The sequence below is a fragment of the Halobacillus campisalis genome (genome assembly GCF_030345335.1).
Classification (GTDB): Bacteria; Bacillota; Bacilli; order Bacillales; family Halobacillaceae; genus Halobacillus_A; species Halobacillus_A campisalis.
This window is the reverse complement of sequence record NZ_JAPVRC010000002.1, coordinates 163,883-188,626: the sequence shown is the minus strand read 5'-3', so window position 1 is coordinate 188,626 and position 24,744 is coordinate 163,883. Positions and strand designations below refer to the sequence as shown.

Annotated in this window: 20 protein-coding genes and 1 pseudogene; 8 read left to right on the top strand and 13 right to left on the bottom strand. The window is 40.2% G+C overall.

What is annotated here, in order from left to right; translation table 11 throughout:
* Nucleotides 1-778: 778 nt before the first annotated feature.
* Nucleotides 779-1,429, bottom strand: coding sequence for an SDR family oxidoreductase (locus O2Q26_RS05195; protein ID WP_289214876.1), 651 nt, complete (start codon nucleotides 1,427-1,429; stop codon nucleotides 779-781).
* Nucleotides 1,430-1,591: 162 nt separating this feature from the next.
* Here O2Q26_RS05195 and O2Q26_RS05190 point away from each other — a divergent pair, with 162 nt between their 5' ends.
* Nucleotides 1,592-2,482 carry a fructose bisphosphate aldolase gene (locus O2Q26_RS05190; protein WP_289214875.1) on the top strand — a complete coding sequence of 297 codons (891 nt, stop codon included), beginning with the start codon at nucleotides 1,592-1,594 and terminating at the stop codon, nucleotides 2,480-2,482.
* Between the two features lie 940 nt (nucleotides 2,483-3,422).
* Here the strand turns inward: O2Q26_RS05190 and O2Q26_RS05185 are convergent.
* From O2Q26_RS05185 to O2Q26_RS05155, 7 genes are all read right to left on the bottom strand, one after another.
* A complete protein-coding gene (locus tag O2Q26_RS05185) occupies nucleotides 3,423-5,072 on the bottom strand; it encodes a metal ABC transporter solute-binding protein, Zn/Mn family (protein WP_289214874.1) in 1,650 nt (549 codons plus the stop codon).
* Nucleotides 5,073-5,295: 223 nt separating this feature from the next.
* Entirely contained in the window at nucleotides 5,296-5,709 is a 414-nt protein-coding gene (locus O2Q26_RS05180) for a hypothetical protein (protein WP_289214873.1), read from the bottom strand.
* Nucleotides 5,710-5,885: 176 nt separating this feature from the next.
* The gene (locus O2Q26_RS05175) at nucleotides 5,886-6,410 is read right to left on the bottom strand and encodes a YehS family protein (RefSeq protein WP_289214872.1); all 525 of its coding nucleotides are present in this window, start codon (nucleotides 6,408-6,410) and stop codon (nucleotides 5,886-5,888) included.
* Between the two features lie 156 nt (nucleotides 6,411-6,566).
* On the bottom strand, nucleotides 6,567-7,637 hold the full coding sequence (nagZ, locus tag O2Q26_RS05170; RefSeq protein WP_390216807.1) for a beta-N-acetylhexosaminidase: 1,071 nt from the start codon (nucleotides 7,635-7,637) through the stop codon (nucleotides 6,567-6,569).
* 390 nt (nucleotides 7,638-8,027) lie between these two features.
* Entirely contained in the window at nucleotides 8,028-10,163 is a 2,136-nt protein-coding gene (locus tag O2Q26_RS05165; protein ID WP_289214870.1) for a type IA DNA topoisomerase, read from the bottom strand.
* Between the two features lie 218 nt (nucleotides 10,164-10,381).
* Entirely contained in the window at nucleotides 10,382-11,566 is a 1,185-nt protein-coding gene (locus O2Q26_RS05160; protein WP_289214869.1) for an alanyl-tRNA editing protein, read from the bottom strand.
* 447 nt (nucleotides 11,567-12,013) lie between these two features.
* Complete coding sequence (locus O2Q26_RS05155) at nucleotides 12,014-12,646, bottom strand: 2OG-Fe(II) oxygenase (protein WP_289215314.1); 633 nt, start codon at nucleotides 12,644-12,646, stop codon at nucleotides 12,014-12,016.
* Between the two features lie 727 nt (nucleotides 12,647-13,373).
* Between O2Q26_RS05155 and O2Q26_RS05150 the strand changes: the two genes are divergently transcribed.
* The 3 genes from O2Q26_RS05150 (at nucleotide 13,374) to O2Q26_RS05140 (ending at nucleotide 15,515) form a co-directional block, all read left to right on the top strand.
* A complete protein-coding gene (locus tag O2Q26_RS05150; RefSeq protein ID WP_289214868.1) occupies nucleotides 13,374-13,547 on the top strand; it encodes a helix-turn-helix domain-containing protein in 174 nt (57 codons plus the stop codon).
* A 61-nt stretch (nucleotides 13,548-13,608) separates the two neighbouring features.
* Nucleotides 13,609-15,069 (top strand): SulP family inorganic anion transporter, encoded by a 1,461-nt coding sequence (locus tag O2Q26_RS05145; RefSeq protein ID WP_289214867.1) that lies wholly within the window; start codon nucleotides 13,609-13,611, stop codon nucleotides 15,067-15,069.
* Nucleotides 15,070-15,092: 23 nt separating this feature from the next.
* Nucleotides 15,093-15,515: a universal stress protein gene (locus O2Q26_RS05140; RefSeq protein ID WP_289214866.1), complete on the top strand. Its 423-nt coding sequence runs from the start codon at nucleotides 15,093-15,095 to the stop codon at nucleotides 15,513-15,515.
* 168 nt (nucleotides 15,516-15,683) lie between these two features.
* On the opposite strand, the gene O2Q26_RS05135 is transcribed toward O2Q26_RS05140, so the two are convergent.
* Nucleotides 15,684-17,018, bottom strand: coding sequence for an MFS transporter (locus O2Q26_RS05135; protein ID WP_352232212.1), 1,335 nt, complete (start codon nucleotides 17,016-17,018; stop codon nucleotides 15,684-15,686).
* Nucleotides 17,019-17,278: 260 nt separating this feature from the next.
* A complete protein-coding gene (locus O2Q26_RS05130; RefSeq protein ID WP_289214865.1) occupies nucleotides 17,279-19,159 on the bottom strand; it encodes an LTA synthase family protein in 1,881 nt (626 codons plus the stop codon).
* Between the two features lie 1,028 nt (nucleotides 19,160-20,187).
* Between O2Q26_RS05130 and lgt the strand changes: the two are divergent.
* The 3 genes and pseudogenes from lgt (at nucleotide 20,188) to O2Q26_RS05115 (ending at nucleotide 22,227) form a co-directional block, all read left to right on the top strand.
* Nucleotides 20,188-20,916, top strand: a pseudogene (lgt, locus tag O2Q26_RS05125) (prolipoprotein diacylglyceryl transferase).
* A 135-nt stretch (nucleotides 20,917-21,051) separates the two neighbouring features.
* Complete coding sequence (locus O2Q26_RS05120) at nucleotides 21,052-21,708, top strand: TVP38/TMEM64 family protein (RefSeq protein ID WP_289214864.1); 657 nt, start codon at nucleotides 21,052-21,054, stop codon at nucleotides 21,706-21,708.
* An 84-nt stretch (nucleotides 21,709-21,792) separates the two neighbouring features.
* Nucleotides 21,793-22,227, top strand: a complete 435-nt coding sequence (locus tag O2Q26_RS05115; RefSeq protein WP_289214863.1) for a hypothetical protein — start codon at nucleotides 21,793-21,795, stop codon at nucleotides 22,225-22,227.
* Nucleotides 22,228-22,390: 163 nt separating this feature from the next.
* Here O2Q26_RS05115 and O2Q26_RS05110 read toward each other — a convergent pair whose 3' ends face one another.
* Genes O2Q26_RS05110 through O2Q26_RS05100 form a run of 3 tightly spaced genes read right to left on the bottom strand, consistent with a single transcriptional unit; the run spans nucleotide 22,391 to nucleotide 23,874 of the window.
* Nucleotides 22,391-22,972, bottom strand: coding sequence for a CDP-alcohol phosphatidyltransferase family protein (locus tag O2Q26_RS05110; protein ID WP_289214862.1), 582 nt, complete (start codon nucleotides 22,970-22,972; stop codon nucleotides 22,391-22,393).
* A 6-nt stretch (nucleotides 22,973-22,978) separates the two neighbouring features.
* Nucleotides 22,979-23,644 (bottom strand): TVP38/TMEM64 family protein, encoded by a 666-nt coding sequence (locus O2Q26_RS05105; protein ID WP_289214861.1) that lies wholly within the window; start codon nucleotides 23,642-23,644, stop codon nucleotides 22,979-22,981.
* 14 nt (nucleotides 23,645-23,658) lie between these two features.
* Nucleotides 23,659-23,874: a hypothetical protein gene (locus tag O2Q26_RS05100; RefSeq protein WP_289214860.1), complete on the bottom strand. Its 216-nt coding sequence runs from the start codon at nucleotides 23,872-23,874 to the stop codon at nucleotides 23,659-23,661.
* Between the two features lie 120 nt (nucleotides 23,875-23,994).
* Between O2Q26_RS05100 and O2Q26_RS05095 the strand changes: the two genes are divergently transcribed.
* Nucleotides 23,995-24,675: a Crp/Fnr family transcriptional regulator gene (locus O2Q26_RS05095; RefSeq protein ID WP_289214859.1), complete on the top strand. Its 681-nt coding sequence runs from the start codon at nucleotides 23,995-23,997 to the stop codon at nucleotides 24,673-24,675.
* Nucleotides 24,676-24,744 lie beyond the last annotated feature (69 nt).

Sequence of the window (24,744 nt, the reverse complement as noted above, 5' to 3'; positions counted from 1 at the left end):
TTTTCTTAATTAAGGTACGTTAAACGCCCTCGGTACATAAAAAGTTATTCAACAATATGGCAGGATAGTGGAAGACTTGACTTCGAGATAGCTTGGGTTCGTTGCCAGGTTGCCAGTCAGGGGCGGCTGGGAAGCTGCTCGCTTTCCTGTGGGGGAACTGGCAAGCTTCCTCGGGCTAAAGCCCTGTGGGATCTCGCCTACCTCCTTCTCCCACGGGAGTCTCCCAGCTTCCCAACCACCCCATTCGATAGAGATGAGAAACGAACCCTTTCATCAAGAAAAGCCATCTTCCTCATTCCTACCTAATGAAAAAATTACGGTCACTCACTAGGCTTTCACCCTGAAACGTATGTTACAACTACCAGCATCCAAATGTTAATGTTTGCTTTTTTGATGCTTCCGTTGGAAGGGTATGGCAAGTTTCATGGTTGGAAATAATGTCTGTCTTAAACTAACCATTTTCTTAGTAAAAATATTCAAGATTAAGCTTTTTTTTCGGTTTCTTAGACTAACGTTTTAGCATAGCAGTTTCCGTTCTACTAATCATCGCAAAGAGCTCCGGGAAATTGCGAGACTCCTGTGGGAAAAGAGTGCTTGGTGAGACCCCACAGAGCGTCAGCTCGAGGAGGCTCACCGCGCTCCCACGGAAAGCGAGTAATTTCCCGGAGCTCTAAACACTTTCAAACATATCGGAAACAGTCCGAACATCTGGAATTTGACTCTTCCACTAAAGGGAGCTTCTATGAATATCAACACTGGAATTTAACTGAACATATAGTTAAATGGATTTAACAGCGTCCTGAATAGGAGTTGTCCCGCCTACAACTTGATATTCCTTGCTGATCGTTGAATCATTTTCCAAAGTGGCGACGATTACAGAGGCTACATCCTCACGCGGAATTTCTCCTCTTTCCACTTCTATTGCCGCTTCAACCTGACCAGTCCCTCCGTCATTAGTTAACTTACCGGGATGGATAATCGTATAATCCAAGTCCGTTGACCGCAAACGTTCATCAGCATAATGCTTAGCTGCAACATAAGGTGCAAAGGATGAATTAGCAGCCAAAATCGCTTCACGACGCGTATCAAATGAGGAAATCATGACAAAGCGCTTCACGCCTGCTGCTTTAGCCGCTTCCATTGTTTTTACCGCTCCATCCAAGTCAATTAGAATCGTTTTATCCGGTCCTGTGTTCGGTCCGGAACCTGCAGTAAATACAACGGCATCGACTCCTTTGGCAGCTTCTGCAATAGTTTCGATATCATCTTCTAAATCAACCACTGCCGTTTCTGCGCCGAGGTTTTCAAAAAAGGAGGCTTGCTCCTGCTTACGGATCATGGCTTTAGCTTTCATGTTGTCACGATCCTGAATAAACGAAACGAGATGCTTTCCAATTTGCCCATTTGCTCCAACTACAAGAACTTTCATTTCCTTCATCCTTTCTAAGTAAAATATTATCTTTATAGTAAATCGTAAGTAGGATTGATGTCCACAATAGCGGCTTTCGGAATCGTCTCACTTTTTTGTTAGAAATTCCCGAATAACGGGAAGGGTATAAATAGATTCTAAATTAGAAAAGGGAGTGGAAGTATGAACAATCGTCAATTCGAAAAAATTCAAAACGGTCAGGGATTTATCGCCGCGCTCGACCAAAGCGGTGGAAGTACGCCTAAAGCATTGGCTGGATACGGAGTGCCTGAAGATTCTTATTCCGGCGAAGATGAAATGTTTGATCTTGTCCACCAGATGCGGACTCGAATCATCACGTCCCCTGCATTTGATGGCGATCGCATTATCGGCGCGATTCTTTTTGAGCAAACGATGGATCGAGAAATTGAAGGCAAATATACGGCCGATTACCTTGCTGATAAAGGCATTGTTCCTTTCCTTAAGGTTGATAAAGGACTGGCCGATCAGAAAAATGGTGTCCAGCTTATGAAACCGATTGATGATTTAGATGACAAGCTCCGTCGTGCCAACGAACGAAACATTTTTGGTACGAAAATGCGTTCAGTGATTCATGAACCAAACCAGAGCGGAATTCAGGAAGTTGTCGAACAGCAATTCGAAATTGGTAAACAGATTCTCGATGCTGATATCATTCCGATCATCGAGCCGGAAGTCGATATTCATAGTGATAACAAGGAAAAATGCGAAGAAATTCTGCGTGATGAAATTTTAAAACAACTCAATAACTTATCAGAAGATGAGCACGTGATGTTGAAGCTTACCATTCCAACGAATGCTAATGCTTACAAACAGTTGATCGACCACCCGCGCGTTCTGCGTGTTGTCGCTCTTTCCGGTGGATATTCCCGTGATGAGGCAAACGCGAAGTTGAAAGAAAACGACGGTCTGATCGCAAGTTTCTCCCGTGCGCTGGCAGCGAATTTACAAGCCAACCAGTCTGAAGGAGATTTTGATAAAGCACTGAAGGAAGCCGTTGATACAATCTATGATGCTTCTGTGAATAAAAGATAATGTTGTTAAAAGATGCGCTTCCCTATAGCGCATCTTTTTTTACTTCTCTTAGTAGCAAATGCAAGAAAATAGTTCTCATGTTGATGTTCATAAAATGGTTATTCAACAATATGGCAGAGTTTTTGAAGAGTTGATTTCGAGACATTCGGTGAGTGGATCGGCGCGGCGGGGAATGAATCGCTTTCCGCGGGAGCGCGGTGAGCTTCCTCGGACGTCCCGTCCTGTGGGATCTCACCAAGCACTATCTTCCCACAGGAGTCTCACCATTCCCCGCCGCCCCTAACTTTAGATGTGCTTTTCGAAATCGCTTGAATAATAGTCTTATTAATAATAGCGGAATGATTTATTTTACAGAAGTGAAGGAAGTCTTATTAAATGCTAAGAGCTATAGCTGTAATACACCGGCTAGATGATATCCCAGAATTTTTATTTCCAGTGATTCGTTCACTTCATTAGGACTTGAAATAGTCTTAATAAGATACTTCTTAAGGATAACTATACTCCAGTGCCTTGGTTTTAGTTTTTTTAAATTTCTACACTTGAAATAGTTTCGATCATCTTTCCATCGTGTGGTGGCTTATGAAAACGGTGAGACTCCTGTGGGATTTACATGGTAGGTGAGATCCCGGAAGGCGAAGACTGAGGAAGCTCACCACATGCCCACGGAAAGCGATCCGTTTTCTTAAGCCAGCATCTGCTCATAAAAACGTCTCGAAACGGTACTCGTTCAAATGTATTATTTATAAGAGCAGCTTATACAAGACTATGGAAGGCTAGTGATTTCCTGGACCTTCTACCTCTATTCTTAGTAATGGAAACTCCCAAAATACCTCGAAACTAAGTCTTCAAAATAGGTAGCTTATATGAATATCAACATGGACATTTAACAGAGCCACTATTTTAAAAAAGAAGACGAGCACAAAGCCCGTCTTCTTCCTTATTAATGCGCCATCATTTCATGAGCAATATCGTGTCCATCCATATCTGATGGATAGTAAGTCGGCCAGTTCGTGACTTCATCCAATAAAGCTTCACGATCGTCTCCCCAGTACAGGTGATAGTGGTCCGCTTTAGTCGGATAGATACCATGATCACTGAACTGAATGTATTCTGGAAGTCCTTCTACATCTTCGTTCAGTTTAAAAATATACCTTACCCCTCTGTTGCCCGCATCATAAGTGAGTATTTCATATCCATCGTTGATATACTCACCTGAACGTTCTTCCCCATTCTCGAAAAACGTTACTTCACCATCCTCAATCACAATACGATCAACATCTGTCTGATATCCTTCTTCATAATACTCTTCATATTCCTCTGCTGTCATTTCTTCATCATCTTCTGCTTTTTGAGAAAACACTTCATCAAGAGTCCCATCCTGAAGGTAAGGATAGACTGACTGCCAGTCTCCCTCCCAATCGGTAAGCTGACGATCCTCTACCTGTTCATCATCAAAATAGCCATCATAAATTTGTTGAGATTCTTCATCATCTCCGTGACTATGATCGTGCTCATGGTCATGTTCATCATTCTCTTCTGATTCAGACGAGTCTCCTGACTCTGAGGATGATTCTTCAGATAAGGCTTTTGTTAATTGCTCTAAGTTTGACTGCATAAGTGTAAAGTAGTCTTCGTTGTTTTTAATATCTTCTTCTGTTAAAACTGATAAGTTGTGTATGCGCAGCGTCTCTGCGTCAATTTCCTTTCTGACGACTTCTGCCACTTTAGGTGTTACATTCTGTTCAAAAAAAACATGCTTCAACCCGTGCTTTTCAGAAGTTTCGATGATATACTGCACTTCTTTTTGCGAAGGCTCATTTGTCGGGCTCAAACCGGATAATGCGATCTGCTCGATCCCGTAAGCTTTCTCCCAATACCCATAAGCAGCATGAGAAACGATGATTTTATTCTCAGGTAAGCTTTCTAGCTGGGTGTGGAATTTTTGATCTAAGCTCTCAAGTTCCCCTTTCAGCTCTTCAAAGTTTTTATTAAAAGCTTCTTCTTCCTCAGGATTCAATTCTACTAACGTATCTTTAATATGCTCCGCCATCTCAACAGATCGGACAGGGTCCAGCCATACATGAGGATCTTTGTCTCCATGATTATGGCCGGCATGGTCATCCCCTTCACTTTCTTCGTCACCTTCATGATCGTGCTCATCTTCATGACTGCCTTCCTCTCCCTCATGATCGTGAGCATGTTCTTCTAAATCGATGCCTTTTGATGCTTCTAAAATCATGATGTCTTCCGACTCGATAGATGCAGAGATTTTATCTGCATAAGGCTCCAATCCTGCTCCATTATAGATGAAAGCGTCGGCTTCAGCGATTTCCACCATCTCTTTTGTCGTTGGTTCATACGTATGCGGATCTGATCCAGGAGGCAGAATTGATTCTACCGATGCTTGGTCTCCTGCGATTTGTTCGGCAAAAAACTGAAGCGGGTAAACCGTCGTAAAGAGCTTCAGTTCGTCTTTAGACTCCTGGGTTTCTTCACTTTCACTACTGTTCGCCTCTTCCTCGCCTCCACACGCAGCCAGGGCAAAAATGACAATAAATAAACTAAGTATACTTGCATATTTTTTAAACATTGGCTCTCCTCCTTTATGTCGTAATCATTTTATAGTAACGATTACGATTTGTAAATAGTAATCGTTACTATTATAAAAATACCAAGCTAGATTTCTATATACAAGGCCTATACACATAACATCTAGGTGGACATTTTAATAAGTGAGAAACGCTCGCTTCAAAAGAAAAAAACTTCTCAAAAGTTTGGTCAACTAATGAGAAGCCTACACTATTCTTTTTATCTTATTTTACGCTTTCAACGATTGTCCCTTCAATAAGAGGCGTGCCTTCCTCATCTGTTCCCACATATGTGCCATACACTTCGACGATATCATCGGTTAAAAAATCGGTATCTTCATCCATATTTTCTACCGTATAAGTACCAAATCCACTTTCTTCTTTCGTCGTTACTGTAAATGCTGCTGCTTCCTTCGAAAGTTCCGAAGCAGAAACGGATCCTTGAATGATTACCTCCGCGCCTTGCTCCACTTCCCCACTCGTTACAGATGAAAATTCAACGGGCACCGCTTCTGCTCTTAGTAGTTCCTCCAACTCCTCCTGAGAAGGTTTTTCCTCTGCATTACTATCACTTGCACTCGTATCTTCGGAGCACCCGATCAAAGCAGCAAAACCAATTATAGCTAAATATTTTTTCATACGTAGACCTCCATCTCGTTAACTTACTCTTCTAATTCTATATATTTACCTGAATCCCTTCGATGAAGATTGTAAGATTGTGGCTGTTTTTAGCATTGTTCTCTTTCTTGTTAAGGAAGCACAAAAAAAGCCTCCCGCAAGTTCAAAAAACTTGAAGGAGGCAGTATTTTTACTTCTTATCCTCTATACTTGATAGCTAATCCTTTCAGGAAATTCCTGGCGTATTGATCACCGAACACTTTATAATTTTTGTGTCCTTCTTTTCTCAGGAGGGCGCTCAATTCACCTTTTGTTATCGTGACTCCTGCTTCTTCTAAAATATCTATGATATCCTCACTCGTTAAGGTTAAGGCGATTTTCACTTTTTTCAACATGACGTTATTGACACTGGACTGATTCTTTATCGACCGGTCTGGTTTAGCCGGCTGGCCTTGTTTTGGTTCTTGTGGTCCTCTTTTGAAAGTAATGAAGCCATTTAGAAAAGAATCCAGCATACTATTCGTGCACTTTATATGATCTTCATTTTCAACTGCCTCATCTTCGTCATAATCCTCATCGTAAGTGTCCTCTGATTTGGTTAAGATTTTTGACACATCTTCTTTTGTTACTTCGACGCCGCCTAGTTTAAATATTTCTACCATGTCTATATCTTTTATATCCAGGGCATATCTTAATCTGATCAATATATCATTGTTATCCATTTATAAACCTCCCATTTGATTGCCTGCTTTCATAAATCTTCAACCTATGAAATGACTTCCTTTTACTTATTACCATCCTCTATTATTTTATTAAGAGGATGATTTATGATTTTCTTTTCTGATCTAGCTATTCGATCGAGAGTTAGTATAGTTTTTTCATCGAAGGGCATCTACTATCTCTTCAGATGATTGATTAATTTCATTTATATCGACTGTATCCAGTGTACGATCCGAGAGGTTATATTTTTCTTTTAAGTGTAAAATTCTTTCCACGCTTTCATCTATTCTTTCTTCACTTATCGTTCCATTTTTAACTGCTTTTGTTAAACTGCTTACAGCGCTCTTCTTGTTTTCATTGCCGTGGCAGACTAAAACAATGTCATTTCCTGCAAGAACCGCTCTTACGGAAGCTTCACCTATATCATAGTTTTCAGTAATAGCTCCCATCGTCATATCATCGGTTACTACAACGCCATTAAACTTCAATTCTTCTCTTAATATGTTGGTAATCACATTTTTTGATAAAGAAGATGGATATTCACTGTCTATTTCAGGCAACATGATATGCGCAACCATCGTCATATCTGCCTTTTGATTAACCGCATTTTGAAATGGCACCAATTCCATTTGGCGAAGTCTTTCCAAACCATGGTGCACAACCGGTAAACCAAGATGAGAATCAACATCTGTATCACCATGGCCTGGGAAATGCTTTACTACAGGTATGATGCTTTTGGATTGTATACCTTTCATTTCTTCGATTCCCATCTTCGAAACCATTTCCTTGTTATTCCCAAAAGCCCTCTTTCCAATTACCGGGTTGGATGGATTGCTATTGATATCCAAAACAGGGGCCATCGTCATATTGAATCCAAAAGAGCTTACTCTTTCTCCGATCGCTTCTCCAACTTGATAGGCAAGCTGCACATCTTGAGAATCACCAATCTCTTTACTGTCCGGTAAGTTTATAATTTCAGGAGGCATTCTAGATACTAAACCACCTTCTTCATCAACTGAAGTAAAGATGGGAATATCATGATGTTCCTCGTTAATATCTTTTATTTGATTGTTCAATTCAACTAATTGCTTCGAGCTGGTAATGTTATTCTTAAATAAAATAAGCCCGCCGATATGATTGTCTTCTATTAATTTTCTAGTTTCGTCATTAACTTGGGTACCTTCAAATCCAAACATAAGCATTTGCCCAATCTTTTCTTCTATGGACATGGAAGTCATCGTTTCTTTAATCGAATCTGTGACAGCATCAGGTGGAGATTCTTCCATTTCTCCATCTTCCTCATTGTTCTCATCAACAAGCTCTTCATTCTGATTATTTTTTTCTTCATCTTTGCTTTCATCTGCACTATTTTCTGTGTCGCTGTTATTGTTGAAAGCTTGGTTACAGCCGGCCAAAGTCATTAATATAATCAAAGAAAACACAAATAATAACCTGGGCCAATTTTTATTATTTTTCATAATCGTCTCCCTTGATTTAATGACAATACTCACCCACCCTGTAGTAACTAGAGGCTGGTGATTTAAAGATTCCATAAATTATTGCTCTTATTTATACTCCCTTCTCATCAGCACTTTAATACTGACAGAACTCAGAATTATTCAAGCTTTTTCTTTAAAATCAAACTTAATTTTATAATCTTCATCCAGTGTTAAAGCTGTACTGAACGGTTTCTTTCCTTTAAATCCCTTCAAAACCTTCGTACGCTTCTTCTCGCACAGCGTTTTGATCATATTCGGCGTTAATGTTTTGCCTGCCAGCCTTTTCGGAAAGGTCACTTTGCACCCTTCTTTATAAGCAGAGCATGCGTAAAATTTGTAGCGATCCATAATCGAACCCGTAGAACAGGCAGGGCATTTGGCGATCGGTTCATTCCATTTCTTTTTCTCTCCGGTGCTGCGGATGTTCACCTGCTGAATCGTTTCAGGAGTTTCTTGAATCAGCTTTTCAATAAACTGGCTGGTCTGCTTGATGAACATCTGCTTGGACGCTTCACCATTTCCTATTTTCTTCAAATAAGACTCCCATTTGGCGGTCATGGAAGGGCTGGATAAAAGGGTTCCTTCGATCGCTTCGCAAAGCATTACCCCTTTTTCGGTGACGTACACGTTGTTTTTCTTCACTTCAATATATTTCTGAGTTTTAATCGTTTCAATGATACTGGAGCGGGTGGCTTCTGTTCCAAGCCCTTCGACTTCCTTTAAAATCTCCACATCTTCTTCATTTTCCATTAGCTTTCCGCACGTTTTCATCATGTTGATCAGTTGTCCTTCAGTATAAGGCTTCGGCGGCTGCGTCATGCTTTCTTTAATTTGAAGACGCGCGCCTACCTCTTCCCCTTTATGGACATCCGGAAGGTCGGGCTCTTTTTCTTGATTGGATTTAGAGGGCTTTGGAAACAGCTCTTTCCAGCCTCTTTTCACTTCTCTTCTGCCCGTAGATTTAAATGGTAAATCGCGAACATTTGTAAAGATCACCGTTTCTTCGTACACGTAGTCCGTATGGAACATGGCAAGTGTCGTAGCCATAACTTCATTGTAAATATTACGTTCCTCGCGGCTTAGTCCGCTCAGCTTCTTCTGGGTGGGGACTGTTTTGGTCGGAATGATGGCATAGTGTTCTTGAACTTTACTACTGTCCACATACCGCTTATTCGGCCTTAAGGACGCAGCTTTGAAAGAGACGTTTAATGTTTCCTGGTAAGAATTCAGGTTTTTCACTAAATAAGCAAATTCGTTTTCGGTTATAAAATTACAGTCTGTTCTCGGATACGAGACCAGACGTTTTTCATAGAGTTTCTGCATGGTCTTCAGTACTTGCGACGGTGTATATTTCCAACGCCTGTTCGCCACACTTTGCAAGGTGGACAGCGAATGCAGTTTCGGTGATTTCTTATGCTTTGTCTTTTTGTCTAAGCTTTTAACAATCCCTTGTGCCGCTTCATTTTCCTTCAGACCATGCTCATCCATAAGCCTCTGCACCTTCGCCTTATCCTTTTCCTTAATCTTTGCCAGACCTTTGTAGGAGCCTTTTTCAGATTGAAACAAGCCCTCAATTTGATAAAAAGGCTCTGATACAAAGTTTTCAATTTCTTTGTGCCGTTGATAGATCAAGTAAACCGTAGGAGACTGGACACGCCCAATCGATAAATGATTGGAGTACCCTTTTTTCTGCAGGAGCAGTGTGAACAGGCGGCTCGCATTGATCCCCACCATCCAATCACTGATTTGACGGGCTTTCGCTTCATCAAATAAGCGTAAGTCCTTGTCGTTGCTTTGTAAATTATTAAACCCTTTACGAACTTCATCCTTCTCGAGTGAGTTGATCCACAACCGTTGGATCGGTTTTCCCTTCACGCCTGTTAAACGGAGGATACTGTAAAAAATATTCGAGCCTTCACGATCGACATCGGCCGCATTTACGAGAACATCCGCTTGCTGGAACAGCTTCTTGACCGCTTGAAACTGCTCCCATTTTCCTTTGGAGACTTTTTCAAGGAAACGGTCAGGAACAATCGGGAGCTGATCAAGCTTCCACCTCTTCCACTCTGGTTTATAGTCATGAGGTTCTTTTAACTCCACCAGATGGCCAACGCCCCAGGTGATCGTTGCTCCATTTGGAAAGGTGTCATCTGGCTTTAATTGTATATAAGTTTTCGTTTTTTCCTGTATCTTAAAAGCCTCTGCATAAGCTTTGGCCTGAGATGGTTTTTCGGCTAAGATGACCACTTTCGTCATGGTCAATCCACTCCTTTCAACGAACCACAACATTACTATGAGATGAAATGCAAAGCAAGGGATTAAATGGGGGTGGAAATCAGGAGAAGGAAGCTTACTATAGAAGCTTCCAGTATATATTTAATCGTTCTTAACAGGAATTAGTAAATTCGCTTAGCTATCCTTTCAGCACCTGTCCCTTTCCGAATATCGAAAAGGGGAAACATATCACTCTATCATTATAATAGATCTTTCACTCGATTAGCGAAAGCAGCACCGTCTATTATCTTTTTTCCGCCTCCTTGGACAAAATCCGGTTTCCCCCCTCCCTTTCCTTCAATAAGAGGCAATGTTTGTTTCGCGATTTCATTCATGTTTCGATCGATCTCGTCACCACGAGCCAGCACGAATTGCAATTGCTCCTCCTGCTCACTGACAAGGATAAGATAAATATCAGACACTTGTTCGGTGATCGCTTTTCCTAGAGACTGGAGAGCTTTGATCGGCCGGTCATGAAAAACTCGTTGAATCACTTGATCTCCCTGTGCCTCAGAAATAATAGTACGCGCTTCATGCTGGAGTAATTGTTCTTCAAGCTCGGCAATCTTCTTATCTTTCTCCTTGCTTGATTGGACCATCTCGCTGACTTCCTGAACAAGCTGCTGTTCCGGCCTTGGAACAATCTGCTTCATTTCAGTTAATACCCGATGCTTCTGACCAAGCTTAGACAGAACACGATAACCGCAGACAAACTCCAGACGTACCTGCTTCTTATTTTTTGTCCATCCTAAAAACTTGGCTGCCATGACTTCGCCAGTAGACCTGGGGTGGGTCCCTCCGCATCCGTTGTAATCAATATCCGGAATGATGACAAGACGGACGTCACCTTCGACGGCAAGTGGTTTACGAAGGGAATACGCTTTCGCCTCTTCCGCAGGCAACCACTTTGTTTCTACAGGAAAATTGTCATATATAACTTGATTCACCTGCTCCTCAGCTTCATGCAAAAGTTCGTCGGAGATTTGTTCCGTATCCAAATCTATCGTCACCGTATCTTTTCCTAAATGAAAGCTTGTCGTTGGAATTTGGAACTGATCGTCGAAAACGGCCGAAATGATATGTTGTCCACAATGCTGCTGCATATGGTCAATCCGTCGCTCTCTATCAATAATTCCGTGCACTTCTTCAGTACCTTCAGGAAATTCTTTTTTTATGTAATGACGCACCTCATCCTCTACTTCTTCTACATCTGCCACTTCGACGCCATTTAATGTTCCTTTATCATGAGGCTGGCCGCCCCCGGCAGGATAAAAAGCCGTTTCTTCTAAAACTGTATAAAGACCGCGCTCATCCTGGTCTGTTTTTATAATCCTGGAGTCGAACTCCATCGTATAAGGTTCTGCGTAGTAAAGCTTTCTCATCATTGTACGTTCCTCCTATGATTTCCTAATGGTAGTTTACCATTTTTATATGGGAAGAGGACATTATATGAAACAGTGGCTTCAGATGATTTAGACATAAATGATTGATAAAACCCCAGGATAACTATTTTCAGGTTGTCTGGGGTTGTTTCATAGGAGATCTAATTAATTTTTTGATCACTTTCGTTCAGAAGCATTCCAGACTTTATCATCTAACTAGAAGGTTCATTCTAAGGAAGAGAATCATCTCTAAGCTGGGTCTTTGTAAATAAGGAAGTTTATATGAATATTAAAATGAAGGTTTTACAGAACCAATAAAAAAAGAGATCAATCCAAACGAATGGATCGACCTCTTTTATTAGAAATTTGGAACGATGTTCATTGAACTGCAAGTCCAATTACATTACCATAACTTTGTTCCTCTATACTGCTAAATCAATTACTAGCTAATCACTTGATATACTGTTTTCTCCGTACCCACATTGTAGCTGCCCACTTCTCTCCCGCTGTGACAGGTGATCCCCCGTGAAGCGTCCGTTCATTGAGTACAGGATCCGAATAGAAATATTCAAAATAGACCGCCATACCTGGTTGAGGGGAAACAGAAAGATTCATTTGTGGAAAATACGTTTCCCCTCCCTCTTCCACATCATTCAAGTATAAGACGAGCGTACTAATTCTTGGGTTGTTCGTTGCTCTTGCCTTTGATCTGAAGTAGTCGTAATGCGCTTTATACTCCTGGCCTTGTTTATAATTCAATATGTGAAGTCCTTCTCCATGTTCTACGGGTACGTTCATGATATGCGCAAGCCGTTTCTCAATCCTGGTCGTGACATCGTCCTCTGGAAGAAAAGTACTGCTGCTTGTCCGAATGTCGCTCACTTCATGTGTCGAGTCGATTTTCGAACGGTTCATACGATCTTTGGAAAGACGAATGATCTCCTCACATTCCGCCTCACTCACTACGTTTCCCAGAATAGCGATTTTAGGATCTTCCATTTTGGCGATAATCGCTATTTCACGGTCTTCGGTCATAATCTTGTTTCCCGTGTGGTCGAAAATTGAAGCTTCTTTCACATGCATTGTCACTTTTTCATCAACCTTTTCTAATGTACTAAACTATGAACCTCGACGGTAGACCATTAAGAACCATTAAGAAATAATAGGATACATGAATTATTTTACCACATTTTTACTATTTAACTATAAGGAACGCTATTGTTGATTTTCATAAAAGTTATTAAATAATAAGGCAGGAGTGTGGAAGACTTATTTTCGAGATATCCGGGGTTCGATTCCGTATTGATAGTCAGGGGTGGTTGGGAGTAAGCAGAAACGCCCCCTTTACCAAGAAGTAGCGTCTTCTAGATGCCTGTGCGGTGAGAATATAGTGCTCTAAACCAATCTTTTCACCATGGGAGCTTATTATGAGAAGCAGCATACTAGCACAAATGTTTGCTTTTTCTTGAAGCGGTGTCGAGATACTTATTAGGCAGAGGGCGGAAAGACATGGTGAAACTCCTATGTGATGAAAACATAAGAAATGATCTCCTTTAATTTTATTGCAAGCTTTCTCGATCTATCAGAGGATCATTTAATTATATAAAACGTGCAAATCCCTTTTTCCACCCTTTCATTTGTAAAAGAAAGCGTTTTATTGTAAAGGTAAGCGCTTACTATCAAAAACCCCGTTGCAATAAGATTCATTATCTTATACTCTATTATAGTCAGTTATAAAATAAATATAAAAATTTATAATAAAAAGCTATTCATTTATATGAATAGCAATCATATTTATGGAGGGGTAATCATGGATAAAGAAGTGATGACGATTTCTCAAGTGGCTGAGTATCTGCAGATGAATGAAATGACTGTCTATAAACTAGCACAAGAGAGAAAACTGCCAGCCTTTAAAATCGGTAGTCACTGGAGAGTAAAGACAGCAGACCTCCATGAATGTATTGAAGAATTAAAGAAACAATGAATCTACGAACCTGACTGCTGTGAGAGTCAGCCGTCTTAAATAAAATAGAAAGAGGGTAACTATGTCAATTTCAAAAATTAAAGAACAATGGTTTGGCAATGTGAGAGGAGACGTTCTGGCTGGGATAGTCGTTGCTTTAGCACTTATTCCTGAAGCGATCGCCTTCTCCATTATCGCAGGAGTCGATCCCATGGTCGGACTTTATGCATCTTTTTGTATCGCTGTAGTCATTGCATTTGTCGGTGGAAGACCTGGTATGATTTCTGGAGCTACTGGAGCTATGGCACTGCTTATGATTACGCTTGTAGCTGACCACGGAATAGAGTATCTCTTGGCTACTACTATTCTTACCGGTATACTGCAAATTTTATTTGGAGTTTTTAAATTAGCTCGTTTTATGAAGTTTATCCCAAGATCTGTGATGGTGGGATTCGTTAACTCACTGGCTATCTTAATCTTCACCTCTCAATTTCAGCATTTTGTTGATGAGACCTGGATTATGTATGCTCTTGTTGGTTTAACTTTAGCTATCATTTATTTATTCCCGCTTGTTACAAGGGCGGTGCCATCTACGCTGGTAGCGATTGTTGTAGTATCAGCTATCGCTATTTCAATGAATTTTGGTGTTAGAAATGTAGGAGATATGGGAGCACTCACTCAATCATTACCGTTCTTTGCTCTTCCTAATATCCCATTAAATCTAGAAACGCTAATGATTATCATGCCTTATGCATTAGCATTGACTATTGTTGGTCAATTAGAATCGTTACTAACAGCTTCTATCGTGGATGATATGACAGACACAGATAGTGATAAAAACAAAGAAAGCCGCGGACAAGGGATTTCAAACATCGTAGCCGGCTGCTTTGGCGGAATGGCAGGCTGTGCCATGATTGGTCAATCGGTAATCAACGTGAAATCCGGCGGTAACGGAAGGTTATCTTCACTTGTTTCAGGTATTGTTCTAATGTTCCTTATCATTGTCCTTGGAGGCGTCGTCGTCCAAATTCCTATGGCTGCGCTGGCAGGTGTTATGATTATGGTTTCTATTGGTACATTCGATTGGAGTTCGGTCAGAAATCTACATCGCGTTCCTAAAACCGATGCATCCGTTATGGTTGTGACTGTACTCACAGTTGTCATCACTCACAACTTAGCCTATGGAGTGTTAGCAGGCGTTGTACTAAGCATGATTTTCTTCGCTGTTAAAATTTCAAAAGTACGAGTACTTCCTTTATATGTCCATGAAGGGCGTAAGAAAATTTATTATATTCAAGGACAGCTCTTCTTCGCATCGGTTACAGATTTCCTTGACTCTATCGACTTTAAAGATGATATCGATGAAGTAACCATTGATCTAACTGAATCCCATTTATGGGACGATTCGGCTATCGGAGCTCTTGATAACTTAGAAACTAAATTTGAACAAAATGGAGTTACAGTTCACTTCAAAGGCTTAAATGGAGAAAGTTCCCGTTTATTAAACCGTCTCGGCGGTGTTTCTAAGAGTGCAGGGCACTAATTAAATCCAAAGGAGACAATGTCATGTTTAAAAATATTTTACTTGCTACAGATGGTTCTGAACATTCAAACCGAGCAATCGATCAAACATTAAAAATGATTTCACCTTATAAAGATCAAGGCCATATCGAACTTGTTTATGCTGTAGATGGAGAAAAATCAAAAAAGGATGTCCTAAAGTACGGAGATTCCCATACAGCCACAGCTAAACGGAAAGAAAAGTTCTTGGATACGATTCAGCACATCGAAGGTCAAGGAGTCAAAGCGAATATATCGATCCTTCACGGAGAACCATCAGAAACGCTGATCGAGTACGCGAATAATGGCAACTATGATTGTGTTGTAATTGGCAGCAGAGGAAGAAACAAACTTCAAACACTAGTTCTTGGAAGTGTCAGTCATAAACTTGTGAAATATGTGAAGTCCCCCGTAGTTATTATCAAATAATATAAAGAGTGTGCCGGGTTGTCGGCACACTCTTCATTTATACTGTATTATAACTAGTTATAAAAGAACCTAATTAATTCACACCACCTCGTTACGGGCTTCATTATATTGCGGTCTTCTAAGACAAGTCAAAACGAGCTCATCTATAGAATAGATGAGCTCGTTTTTTTAGTTTTTATATGAAGGTTTTGGAGATAGAAGCGAGAAAACCAAAGCAAGTACAGGCAGGAGAATCATCAGCCATAAAATCTCCTGATAGCCGCCAAACCAATCAAAGAATATTCCGAACGGAAGAGGGCCAAACGCTGAACCAAGAACCATAACGGTTTGTGCTAATCCTTTGATACTTCCTAAATGCTCCCTCCCAAAATAGTTGGGCCATACAATGGTTAACGTGATACGTTCAAACCCATTAGCAACTCCCCATATCACCCCGTAGATGACAGCACCCATCCAGGAATTCACCTGCAGAAGAAATAAGAGAGCGATAATATGGGCGCAAAATGTAAGGGCTAATACGTAATGGACAGAAATCCGGTCGACTAAATAACCGACTAGAAAGGTAACGGGGAATCCAATGACAGCCATCAGCGTTAATACTAATGCAGCGACGGATTCCGTCATACCTTTTCCCTGGATGATAGACACCAGGTGAAAGGTTACTCCTGTATTCACTAAAGCAGGAACACTTACAGTGAACAAAATGAGCCAGAACGCTCTCGTTCTCATCGCTTCTTTTAGTGTCCAGCTTATTTCGTTCACTTCTAAAGTTACTTTTTTCTTCTCTGTTTGATTCTTTTGTTCTTTTTCTTTCCCATCGGGAACTTCCCCAATATCTTTCGGCTGGTTACGAACCAAAAAATAAGCAAGCGGCGCAAAACCAACTAAAAGAAGGATCCCCCACATCGTCCACGTCATTCTCCAGCCTATCGAATCAATGATCCACGTATTCAAAACTGGCATTAAAGCTGAGCTTGCAAAGCCTCCAATGGCCATTACGCTCAAAGCTCTCCCTCTTTTTTGAATAAACCACTGAGGCACCAGGGTGTTTGGAATCAGTGTCATGGAGCCTTGACCGAATAAACGAAGCATAAAGAAACCAACAAACATCATCACGGGACCTGTTAGTAGTGAATTCCAAAGGCAGGCGAGAGCTAATAGGAATCCGGCGAGCGTCATCATAACTCGCTGCCCCCAAATATCTACCAGTTTCCCTACGAGAAATAGAGCTAACCCGGCACACAAAGTAGCCGTAGAGTATAAGCCGGAAACCATTGATCTAGAGTATTCAAAATCTCGGAGGTAATGTTCAATGAAAATCGAGATAAAATAGGTTTGCCCTGGTCCTGAAAAGAACATACTTAACCCTGCTATGGCTACAACCACCCATCCATAATAAAACGGCGGTGATATAGGCGCTTGTGACTTACTGTGTTTAAGCATTTTTACCACTTCCTCTTTTTCTTCTTTCGTACAATATGTATAGGAGTTTTCATTCTTCATTTCTCAAATCACTCAGCACGCTAATTTCAAAAGTTGACTTGGCTAGCAAATGTGAACGACATGCCGACTTGAAATTCTATCGATTAATCGTATTATATTTTATATTACCCTTTTACTAAAATTCACCTTTATACTCATTATGATGAAAGTGATCATTCAATAGATGAAATCATAGACTTTTTCAAGAAAGCATTATTGGACTTCCACTATATAAATAGGCAAGCACTCTTATCGAATGCTTGCCTAATCAAGTTAAAGAGTTATTCTTCTTCAATCATTTCGGTTTCATCAAGATAACGGAGAAGGTCTCCATACACGATTGAATCCGACAAACCTAATTCTTCTTCAGCTTGCTCAAACCCAGATTCACAGGCATTGCCTTCTACCTCTTCACCAGTTTCCCGGTCATAGCAGCTTTCATTTACACCTACATGCTCATCACTTGCAAAATTGCCATCACGTGTAATCATCATTTCCCGACGATCTTCACTGAATAAATCCTGACCGAATTGAACCGGATTATCATCTTCTACCCCCAGCATATTGGTAAGGGTAGGGCGCAGGTCAATCTGACCTCCAACCGTATCATATTTCTCTGGTTCAATACCTTCGCCAATCATGAGAAGAGGGACACGCTGCAGTTGAAACTGTTCATATTCATTAATATCTTTGTCCAAATACTCTCCCATAGCCTTTTGGTGATTTTCGGAAATACCGAAGTGGTCCCCATAGATGACAAGAACGGTATCGTCATAAAGATCTGATCCTTTAAATTCTTCTACAAACTCTTTCAACGCCTCATCCTGGTAGCGTATCGTCTGGAAGAAACGGTTCAAAGTACCGCTTGACGTATCACCTTCTTCAATATACTTCTTGTCCTCAGGAAGCGTAAATGGGTGGTGATTCGTCAGTGTAATCATCTTATTGTAAAACGGCTGATCCATTTCTTCCATTTTATCTAAAGAGTCACTGAAAAAGTATTCATCTAAATATCCCCATCCATAAGATTTCTCCTCAGTTACATCATAATCTTCTTTAGAGTAATATTCATCGTAACCTAGAGAATCATACATGACATTTCGGTTCCAGAATGTCTTATCATTAGCATGCATGTTAGAAGACGTGTATCCATTCTCTCCTAACAATTCAGGAGTGGCTTCATATTCATTGCCTGAATGAGTAAAAAAGGCTGCCCCGCGGTTCAGACCATACAATGAGTTATCTAACAGAAACTCTGAATCTGCCGTCCTCCCCTGCTTCACCTGATGATAGAAGTTATTAAAGTAAGCTCCTTCTTCTTTCAGGTCGTTGAAATAAGGGGTAAGCTCTTCCCCATTCAGTTCATTATCTACGACAAATGTCTGGGTGCTTTCCAGCGACAAAATAATAACATTTTTGCCTTCAGCTACGCCTGTCATTTGTCCGTTTGGGTCAACTTCCTTTTCATTTAAATAGTTTAAAGCAGGAACTAATTCGTTACTATCCGCAAAGGTTTTCTTCGCTTCAGTTTGGCCCTGCAAAACAGCATCGTAAATATGATAATCGATAACCCCAATATTTTTCACCAGCAAATTTCGATCAAAAGCACGTGTTAACAACTCCGTACGCTCAGTTTGTGCCCAGGCTAAATTTACGAGGAATAACAGAATAGCTACCATTGCTAACATGAGCCCCTCTTTGCGCTTAGGCATAAAACTTTGAAAACGAACTGGTTTTAAATAGAATAATAGAAAAATCGCAACTACAACGTCTACGAACAAGAAAATATCTGTGGCTGATAGAATGTTCGTAATACTTCCTCCGAGACCAGCAAGGTTCGCTACTTGCCCTAACATCGGAATTGTAATGAAGTCATTATATTCTCGATAAAATAATACATTTACGTACAATAGGACCGATCCGAGAATATAAGCAGCTAATAAACCTCTGCGACCAGCCAATAAGATTCCTAATCCGAAAATAAGAAATATACTGCTCAAGGGATTAAAAGCTAAAATCGCTGCTTGGTTCACGTTTTCTAATTCCAGGGTGAAGACTCCACCTTGAATAATTGTCATCTTCAGCCAAAACAGGGCAATTACTGCGGCAAAAATTAATTTTTTCTTAAAGGCAGGATCGTTCTTTTTCATTTTTTTTAACATGTACTAACCTCCATGATGGATACTTATCCTCTTCACTTTATTCTTCAATTCCTGTTCACAGCACATTTACATAACAACAAATGATATCTTGATTCACTGTACATTCGCCTTAAAATAATATCTCCAAAAGTGAATTCAATGTTACTCGACCTATTTGTGTAGATTGTAAATTACATAAAACACTCTATTATAATTGAACGTGTTTCATTGATTATGCAATCATATATTTTATAACTAACTATAATAGAGTATATTATATTTAAATTAATTACAATAGATTTCTGATTAGGAAGCGCTTACCTTTACTATTATTTAGGATTTGTTAAAGTCCCGTGTTGATATTCATATATGCTTTCTTTAGTGGAAGGCTCAGTTTCGAGATGTTTGGACGGTTTCCGTTATGTTTAACAGAGGTAAGAGCTCCGGGAAATCACTCCCTTTCCGTGGGAGCGCAGTGAGCCTCTTCGAGCTTCGCTCTCCGGGGTCTCACCTAGCACTCTCTTCCCACAGGAGTCTCGCGATTTCCCGGAGCTCTTTACGATGATAAGTAGCACGGAAACGTCTTTGATAAGACATTAGAATCTACGAAACGAGTAAGAAAGTTTAATCATGAATATTTTTACACAGAATATGGCTAGTGGTAGATATAAACGACCTCTAACCATGTAGTGTGTCATACCTAAATGAAACCAAGTCTTCCACTATCCTGCCGTATTGTTGAATAACTCACTTATCAATATCAACAACCACCTTTAACATATCCATTATTTAAAAACGGCTTAATGTCGAGTTATTTAGTTAGATTCTGGCTTAAAATCTCACCTTTCTTAAGTTGATTACTCTAAGGAAGGTTTTTTTGGGTTGAATTTTTATTCTTAAAGGAGATTCAGCGTTTTAAAATTCCATTGTCTTGTTTAATCGCTCAGCGAAGTGAACGTTTTGTGAACATTGCTCTTTCTGTAAGGCAGCTCACATAATCTTAAGAGAAAATTCTTTAGAGTATAAGGTGTCCTAGTAAAACACCTAATATGCCGGTTTACTGGTATGGTGTCATTATTGCAGCAGGAGCATTTTTAGGACTCTTTCTTGCTATGAAAGAATCAGAAAGGCTTGGAATTTAAAAAGACTATATTGTCGATATCGTCGTTTATGCGATTCCCATCTCCATAATAAGTGCTCGATTTTAATATGTCTTTTTTGATTGGGAACGATATATAAATGGTCCTTTCTGGGAAGTGTTTGCGATATGGGAAGGAGGTATAGCCATTCATGGAGCTTTGATCGGCGCCTTCTTGACAGCTTATTTCTATTGCAGGCACAAGAGATTATCCTTCTGGATGATTGCAGACATTGCCGCCCCGAGTATCATCTTAGGACAAGCAATTGGTCGTTAGGGGAATTTCATGAACCAGGAGGCTCACGGCGGACCGGTATCTCAAAACTATATGCGTTTTTTGCCAGACTTCATTAACCAGCAGATGTTCATAGATGGCACGCTCTACCATCCTACTTTCTTATACGAATCTCTATGGAACATCCTCGGTTTTCTATTCCTGTTACTTATAAGATACAAAGGCAAGCCAAAGCGTGGATAGGTGTTCATGAGCTATGTGATCTGGTATTCCGTTGGTCGCCATTTTATAGAAGGCTTGCGAACTGACAGCCTTTATCTTTTCGCGGAAATCAGGACAGCTCAATTCATATCCATCCTACTGATTTTAGTTGCTCTTGCCGGAATTATTTATAGAAGGAAATAGGGCTTAGCTAACAAACACTATAATGGTAAAAAAGTTAAATAGGAGAGAAGTTATAGGCTAGACTATTTTCTCAAGTAACACCTTCTTCTTTTATTGAAATAACATCTAATGACTTGTAGAAAGGAATGAGCACTTATGTCATCACCCTCTCGCTGGCTGAAAATCACTTTTATTCTTTTAGCATTCGGTACTGTATCTTATATCACTCATTTTCATTTAGAGATCCGCCCTTCAGATATCCGTGATTTCATATTGTCGTTCGGTTGGTGGGGGCCTGCCATCTTTTTCTTCATTTACACGATAGGTCCGATTGTATTCTTCCCGACATCGGTTCTATCTCTCGGAGCAGGGCTTGCTTTTGGAGTCTGGCCAGGCGTCCTTTACATCATTCTAGGAGCTACGGGAGCAGCTATGACAGGATATATCATGGCTCGTTTGTTCGGGCGATCGGTTTTAAAAACGGAAAACTTCTCCTGGTCAGAAAAACTGTTTAAGCAGATGGAGAAAAGAGGATTCTTATACATTTTTGTACTACGGCTCATCCCTCTCGTCAGTTTCGACTTGCTCAGCTATGCGGGCGGGATTGCGAAGGTTCGTTTCAAGTCTTTCATCCTCGCCACCGTTTTGGGTATGATTCCCGGTACATTCGCTTATAGCTTCCTGGGTTCCAGTATTGCTTCAGGAGATATCATCATGATTGTTATAGCTGCATCTGTGTTTTTATGTTTGATAGGAATCACCTATTACTTCCGAACACCGGTAAAAAGATGGCTCGGTTTGTCTTCTGAATAATGAACGTAAAAGTAATGCGTATTACAGAATTTAGTTCGTTCATTTTATACAATGAAAGTATCAAATGAAAAGGGAGTGTGTGCTATGACAAACTCTGCAAGTAAAGCCGTCATGTATGGAATTACAGGTGGAGTTATTGGAGGAATCTTGTTTGGGATTATAATGCAAATGCAAGGAATGATTGTCATGCTCGCCGGAACCATGGGTAGTGAAAGTGCCGTTATGGGTTGGATGATGCATATGATCATCAGTGTGATTTTTGGTATATCCTTCGCTATCTTGACGTTTGTCATTAAGAACATTTGGGCCTTAGCTATTGTTTTCGGTATTGGTATCTGGATTGTCGGTCCACTTGTAATTATGCCTATGATGATGGGAATGGGAACGAATTTAGCCAATGCCTTCACACCGGATCAACTGATGAGCCTTGTTACTCACCTTTTCTTTTCGTTCATTGTTGCCGTTGTTTTCAATTTATTAGCAAAGAAAAGTACAGTAAAAACTGAAGCCGTTGCATAAAAAGAAAATGTATTAGAGACGACTGTAAAACAAGATAGATATAGATATGCCCGGTTACTCTGAGCACAGAGTAACCGGGCATTCAAATGACTATCTTATGAAAAAATCGACAATAATCGTATGAAAATGAAATACCCGCCGGTCATCTGCCTGGCGGGTATTATTAAGATAAGATTCGCTTTGCTTCCATGAAACGTTGCATACCTGTAAAAGATTCAACTAGAAAGAAAATCAATGTAGTCCACAATAGGTATTGAGGAAAGAGAATCATTAGACTGAATAACAAAAACCCCTCCGTGCGTTCTGCTACCCCCGCCTGGTAATAAAAAGACTTGATCCCTGCTTTTTCCGAGACGGCCCCTACGACTAAAAAGATAGTTATAGAAACGATAATGGATGTACTTAATAAAAGCAAAGGCCACAACAATTCCGGGTGGACGTAGGCGATAGCCAAAATGATTCCGGTTTCAACCATTCGATCGAAGGTAATATCCATCACCGTTCCAAATGGTGAGGTTTTCGTATGCCTGGCCATCGTTCCATCCACTGCATCCAAAAATCCTGAAAACCATAAGAAAAAAACTGCTATTAAAGGATATCCGCTTATATATAGGACACTTGTAGCTAAACCTATGAAAAGCGCAAGTATAGTCACTTGATTAGCCGTACGACCTTTTTTCAGAAACCACTGGGCAGTGTGATCTATGGAAGGCTGTACATATTTTCTTTCGTGTGTATCTAACATTTATTTTCACTCCTCTCTATCCGAATCTAAACCCAGCCACTTTTTCACTCTATTTCTATTAAGATAAGAAATCATCATTAAAAGGACGACCATGATAATAGCAATTCCTACAATAATCGGGTCTCCTGCAATTATGCTTGCCCCTACAGTTCCATAAGTGAAAACGCCAGGAAGAATCCCTATCATCGTTGCCATAAGATAGGAGGAAAAACGCAACTTCATCATTCCTGACAAATAGCTCAGCAAACTGAAACCTATAATGGGAACCAGTCGTAAAAATAAAACAAACAAAAATCCTCTTTCGTTGATTTTTTCTTCTGCCTTTTGAGACCATTGATAATGGTATAAACGAAGGATGGACTTTCCAAAAAAGCGCCCAATGATGTATCCCGTAGTAGCAGCTCCTCCAGCCCCTATCCATATATACAATATTCCCGGCCACATCCCATAAGCTAAACCAGCACTCATAGACAATACAGAAGATGGAAACATAATGAATGGGCCAATCATGTAGGCAAGAATAAAAATGAATGGCGACATCCAACCAAAAGAAGTGATAAATAGTTGGATATCATTTGGTGTAATGTCCCACCTGAAGTGAATAAAATAAATAACGGCAGAGATTAAAATACCGATTGTCAGCAGTCTTAACGTATAACCCGCACGGTTCAACGGCCTGCACCTTCTTAATACTTGTGACGTGTTCCTTCATTATATATCTTTTCTTTGTTATTGGGTGTAAGCGAAAATACACCTTCAGGTATACCACGATAACTTTCGGTAAGTGATGGAAGTGTTCCACTACTGCCACCTATTCTCGCAAGAATTGTTCCACGGCTTTTTTTGTTGTGCTTCGTTTTATTAGCTTGTAAATTGGTATGATTGCGATTATATTTATCCATAAGGACCTCTTTTAAAAATTAAACACGCGTGAGCTTAGTGATGGATTGATTTCCTGACTATCTACATACATTTCTTGCAAAGGAAATATACTATGATGTACTTTAAACGAGGTGAATAACATGGATAAGTTAGCATTATTATCTCAGATCAGCTTATTCGAAGAACTGTCTCAAGATGAGTTGATGAGTATTGATCAAATGAGCGAAATGAGCCCGGTAAAAAAGGGGACAGTCATTGTTTCACCCGACAACCCTATTGATGCCTTATTTTTATTAAAAAAAGGACAAGTACGCCTATACCGTATGAATGATGAGGGCAAACAGTTCACCCTGGACATCCTGGTGGATGGAAACATATTCGGTGAAACGTCAACCATCAGTTTGACCGATGACCAAACCTATGCGGAAGCTATGACAGATACGTACATTTGTACGCTGAGCCACAATGACTATGAGCAATTCATTAAACAAAATCCCCATGTCGCTCTAAAACTGATCGATATCCTTTCTTCACGACTGAAAGATTTCTACAGCCTGAGTGAAAAAATCGCTTTAAGTGGTGTAAAGCAAAGGTTATTATACCTTTTGTTGATGCTCAGTCAAAAAACCGGCCGCAGGAAACAAAATTGGCAGACGATTGAAATGAAACTTACTCATCAAGACCTGGCCAATATGATTGGGGCAACTCGAGAAACGACAAGTGCTGTTATGAGTCAACTAAAGAAAGAAGGATACATTAGAAAGGTTCGCTTTTTAGCTATTGATGCCGATAAGACACAAGAATTCTTAAATCTTTCCTAGTATAGGAAACCGCCAATATCTCGACTTTGTACTCTATTGAATGTTAATCTTACTTCTTGGAACATGAGA

Excerpts from the sequence above, each read along its gene's own strand:
- O2Q26_RS05110 (WP_289214862.1), bottom strand. The coding sequence starts at position 22,972 with ATGTTAGATACACACGAAAGAAAATATGTACAGCCTTCCATAGATCAC.
- O2Q26_RS05195 (WP_289214876.1), bottom strand. The coding sequence starts at position 1,429 with ATGAAAGTTCTTGTAGTTGGAGCAAATGGGCAAATTGGAAAGCATCTC.
- O2Q26_RS05160 (WP_289214869.1), bottom strand. The coding sequence starts at position 11,566 with ATGATGAGAAAGCTTTACTACGCAGAACCTTATACGATGGAGTTCGAC.
- O2Q26_RS05100 (WP_289214860.1), bottom strand. The coding sequence starts at position 23,874 with ATGGATAAATATAATCGCAATCATACCAATTTACAAGCTAATAAAACG.
- O2Q26_RS05180 (WP_289214873.1), bottom strand. The coding sequence starts at position 5,709 with ATGAAAAAATATTTAGCTATAATTGGTTTTGCTGCTTTGATCGGGTGC.
- O2Q26_RS05115 (WP_289214863.1), top strand. The coding sequence starts at position 21,793 with ATGACAAACTCTGCAAGTAAAGCCGTCATGTATGGAATTACAGGTGGA.
- O2Q26_RS05130 (WP_289214865.1), bottom strand. The coding sequence starts at position 19,159 with ATGTTAAAAAAAATGAAAAAGAACGATCCTGCCTTTAAGAAAAAATTA.
- O2Q26_RS05145 (WP_289214867.1), top strand. The coding sequence starts at position 13,609 with ATGTCAATTTCAAAAATTAAAGAACAATGGTTTGGCAATGTGAGAGGA.
- O2Q26_RS05190 (WP_289214875.1), top strand. The coding sequence starts at position 1,592 with ATGAACAATCGTCAATTCGAAAAAATTCAAAACGGTCAGGGATTTATC.
- O2Q26_RS05175 (WP_289214872.1), bottom strand. The coding sequence starts at position 6,410 with ATGGATAACAATGATATATTGATCAGATTAAGATATGCCCTGGATATA.
- O2Q26_RS05120 (WP_289214864.1), top strand. The coding sequence starts at position 21,052 with ATGTCATCACCCTCTCGCTGGCTGAAAATCACTTTTATTCTTTTAGCA.
- O2Q26_RS05155 (WP_289215314.1), bottom strand. The coding sequence starts at position 12,646 with ATGCATGTGAAAGAAGCTTCAATTTTCGACCACACGGGAAACAAGATT.
- O2Q26_RS05150 (WP_289214868.1), top strand. The coding sequence starts at position 13,374 with ATGGATAAAGAAGTGATGACGATTTCTCAAGTGGCTGAGTATCTGCAG.
- nagZ (WP_390216807.1), bottom strand. The coding sequence starts at position 7,637 with ATGTCCATAGAAGAAAAGATTGGGCAAATGCTTATGTTTGGATTTGAA.
- O2Q26_RS05165 (WP_289214870.1), bottom strand. The coding sequence starts at position 10,163 with ATGACGAAAGTGGTCATCTTAGCCGAAAAACCATCTCAGGCCAAAGCT.
- O2Q26_RS05140 (WP_289214866.1), top strand. The coding sequence starts at position 15,093 with ATGTTTAAAAATATTTTACTTGCTACAGATGGTTCTGAACATTCAAAC.
- O2Q26_RS05095 (WP_289214859.1), top strand. The coding sequence starts at position 23,995 with ATGGATAAGTTAGCATTATTATCTCAGATCAGCTTATTCGAAGAACTG.
- O2Q26_RS05185 (WP_289214874.1), bottom strand. The coding sequence starts at position 5,072 with ATGTTTAAAAAATATGCAAGTATACTTAGTTTATTTATTGTCATTTTT.
- O2Q26_RS05135 (WP_352232212.1), bottom strand. The coding sequence starts at position 17,018 with ATGAAGAATGAAAACTCCTATACATATTGTACGAAAGAAGAAAAAGAG.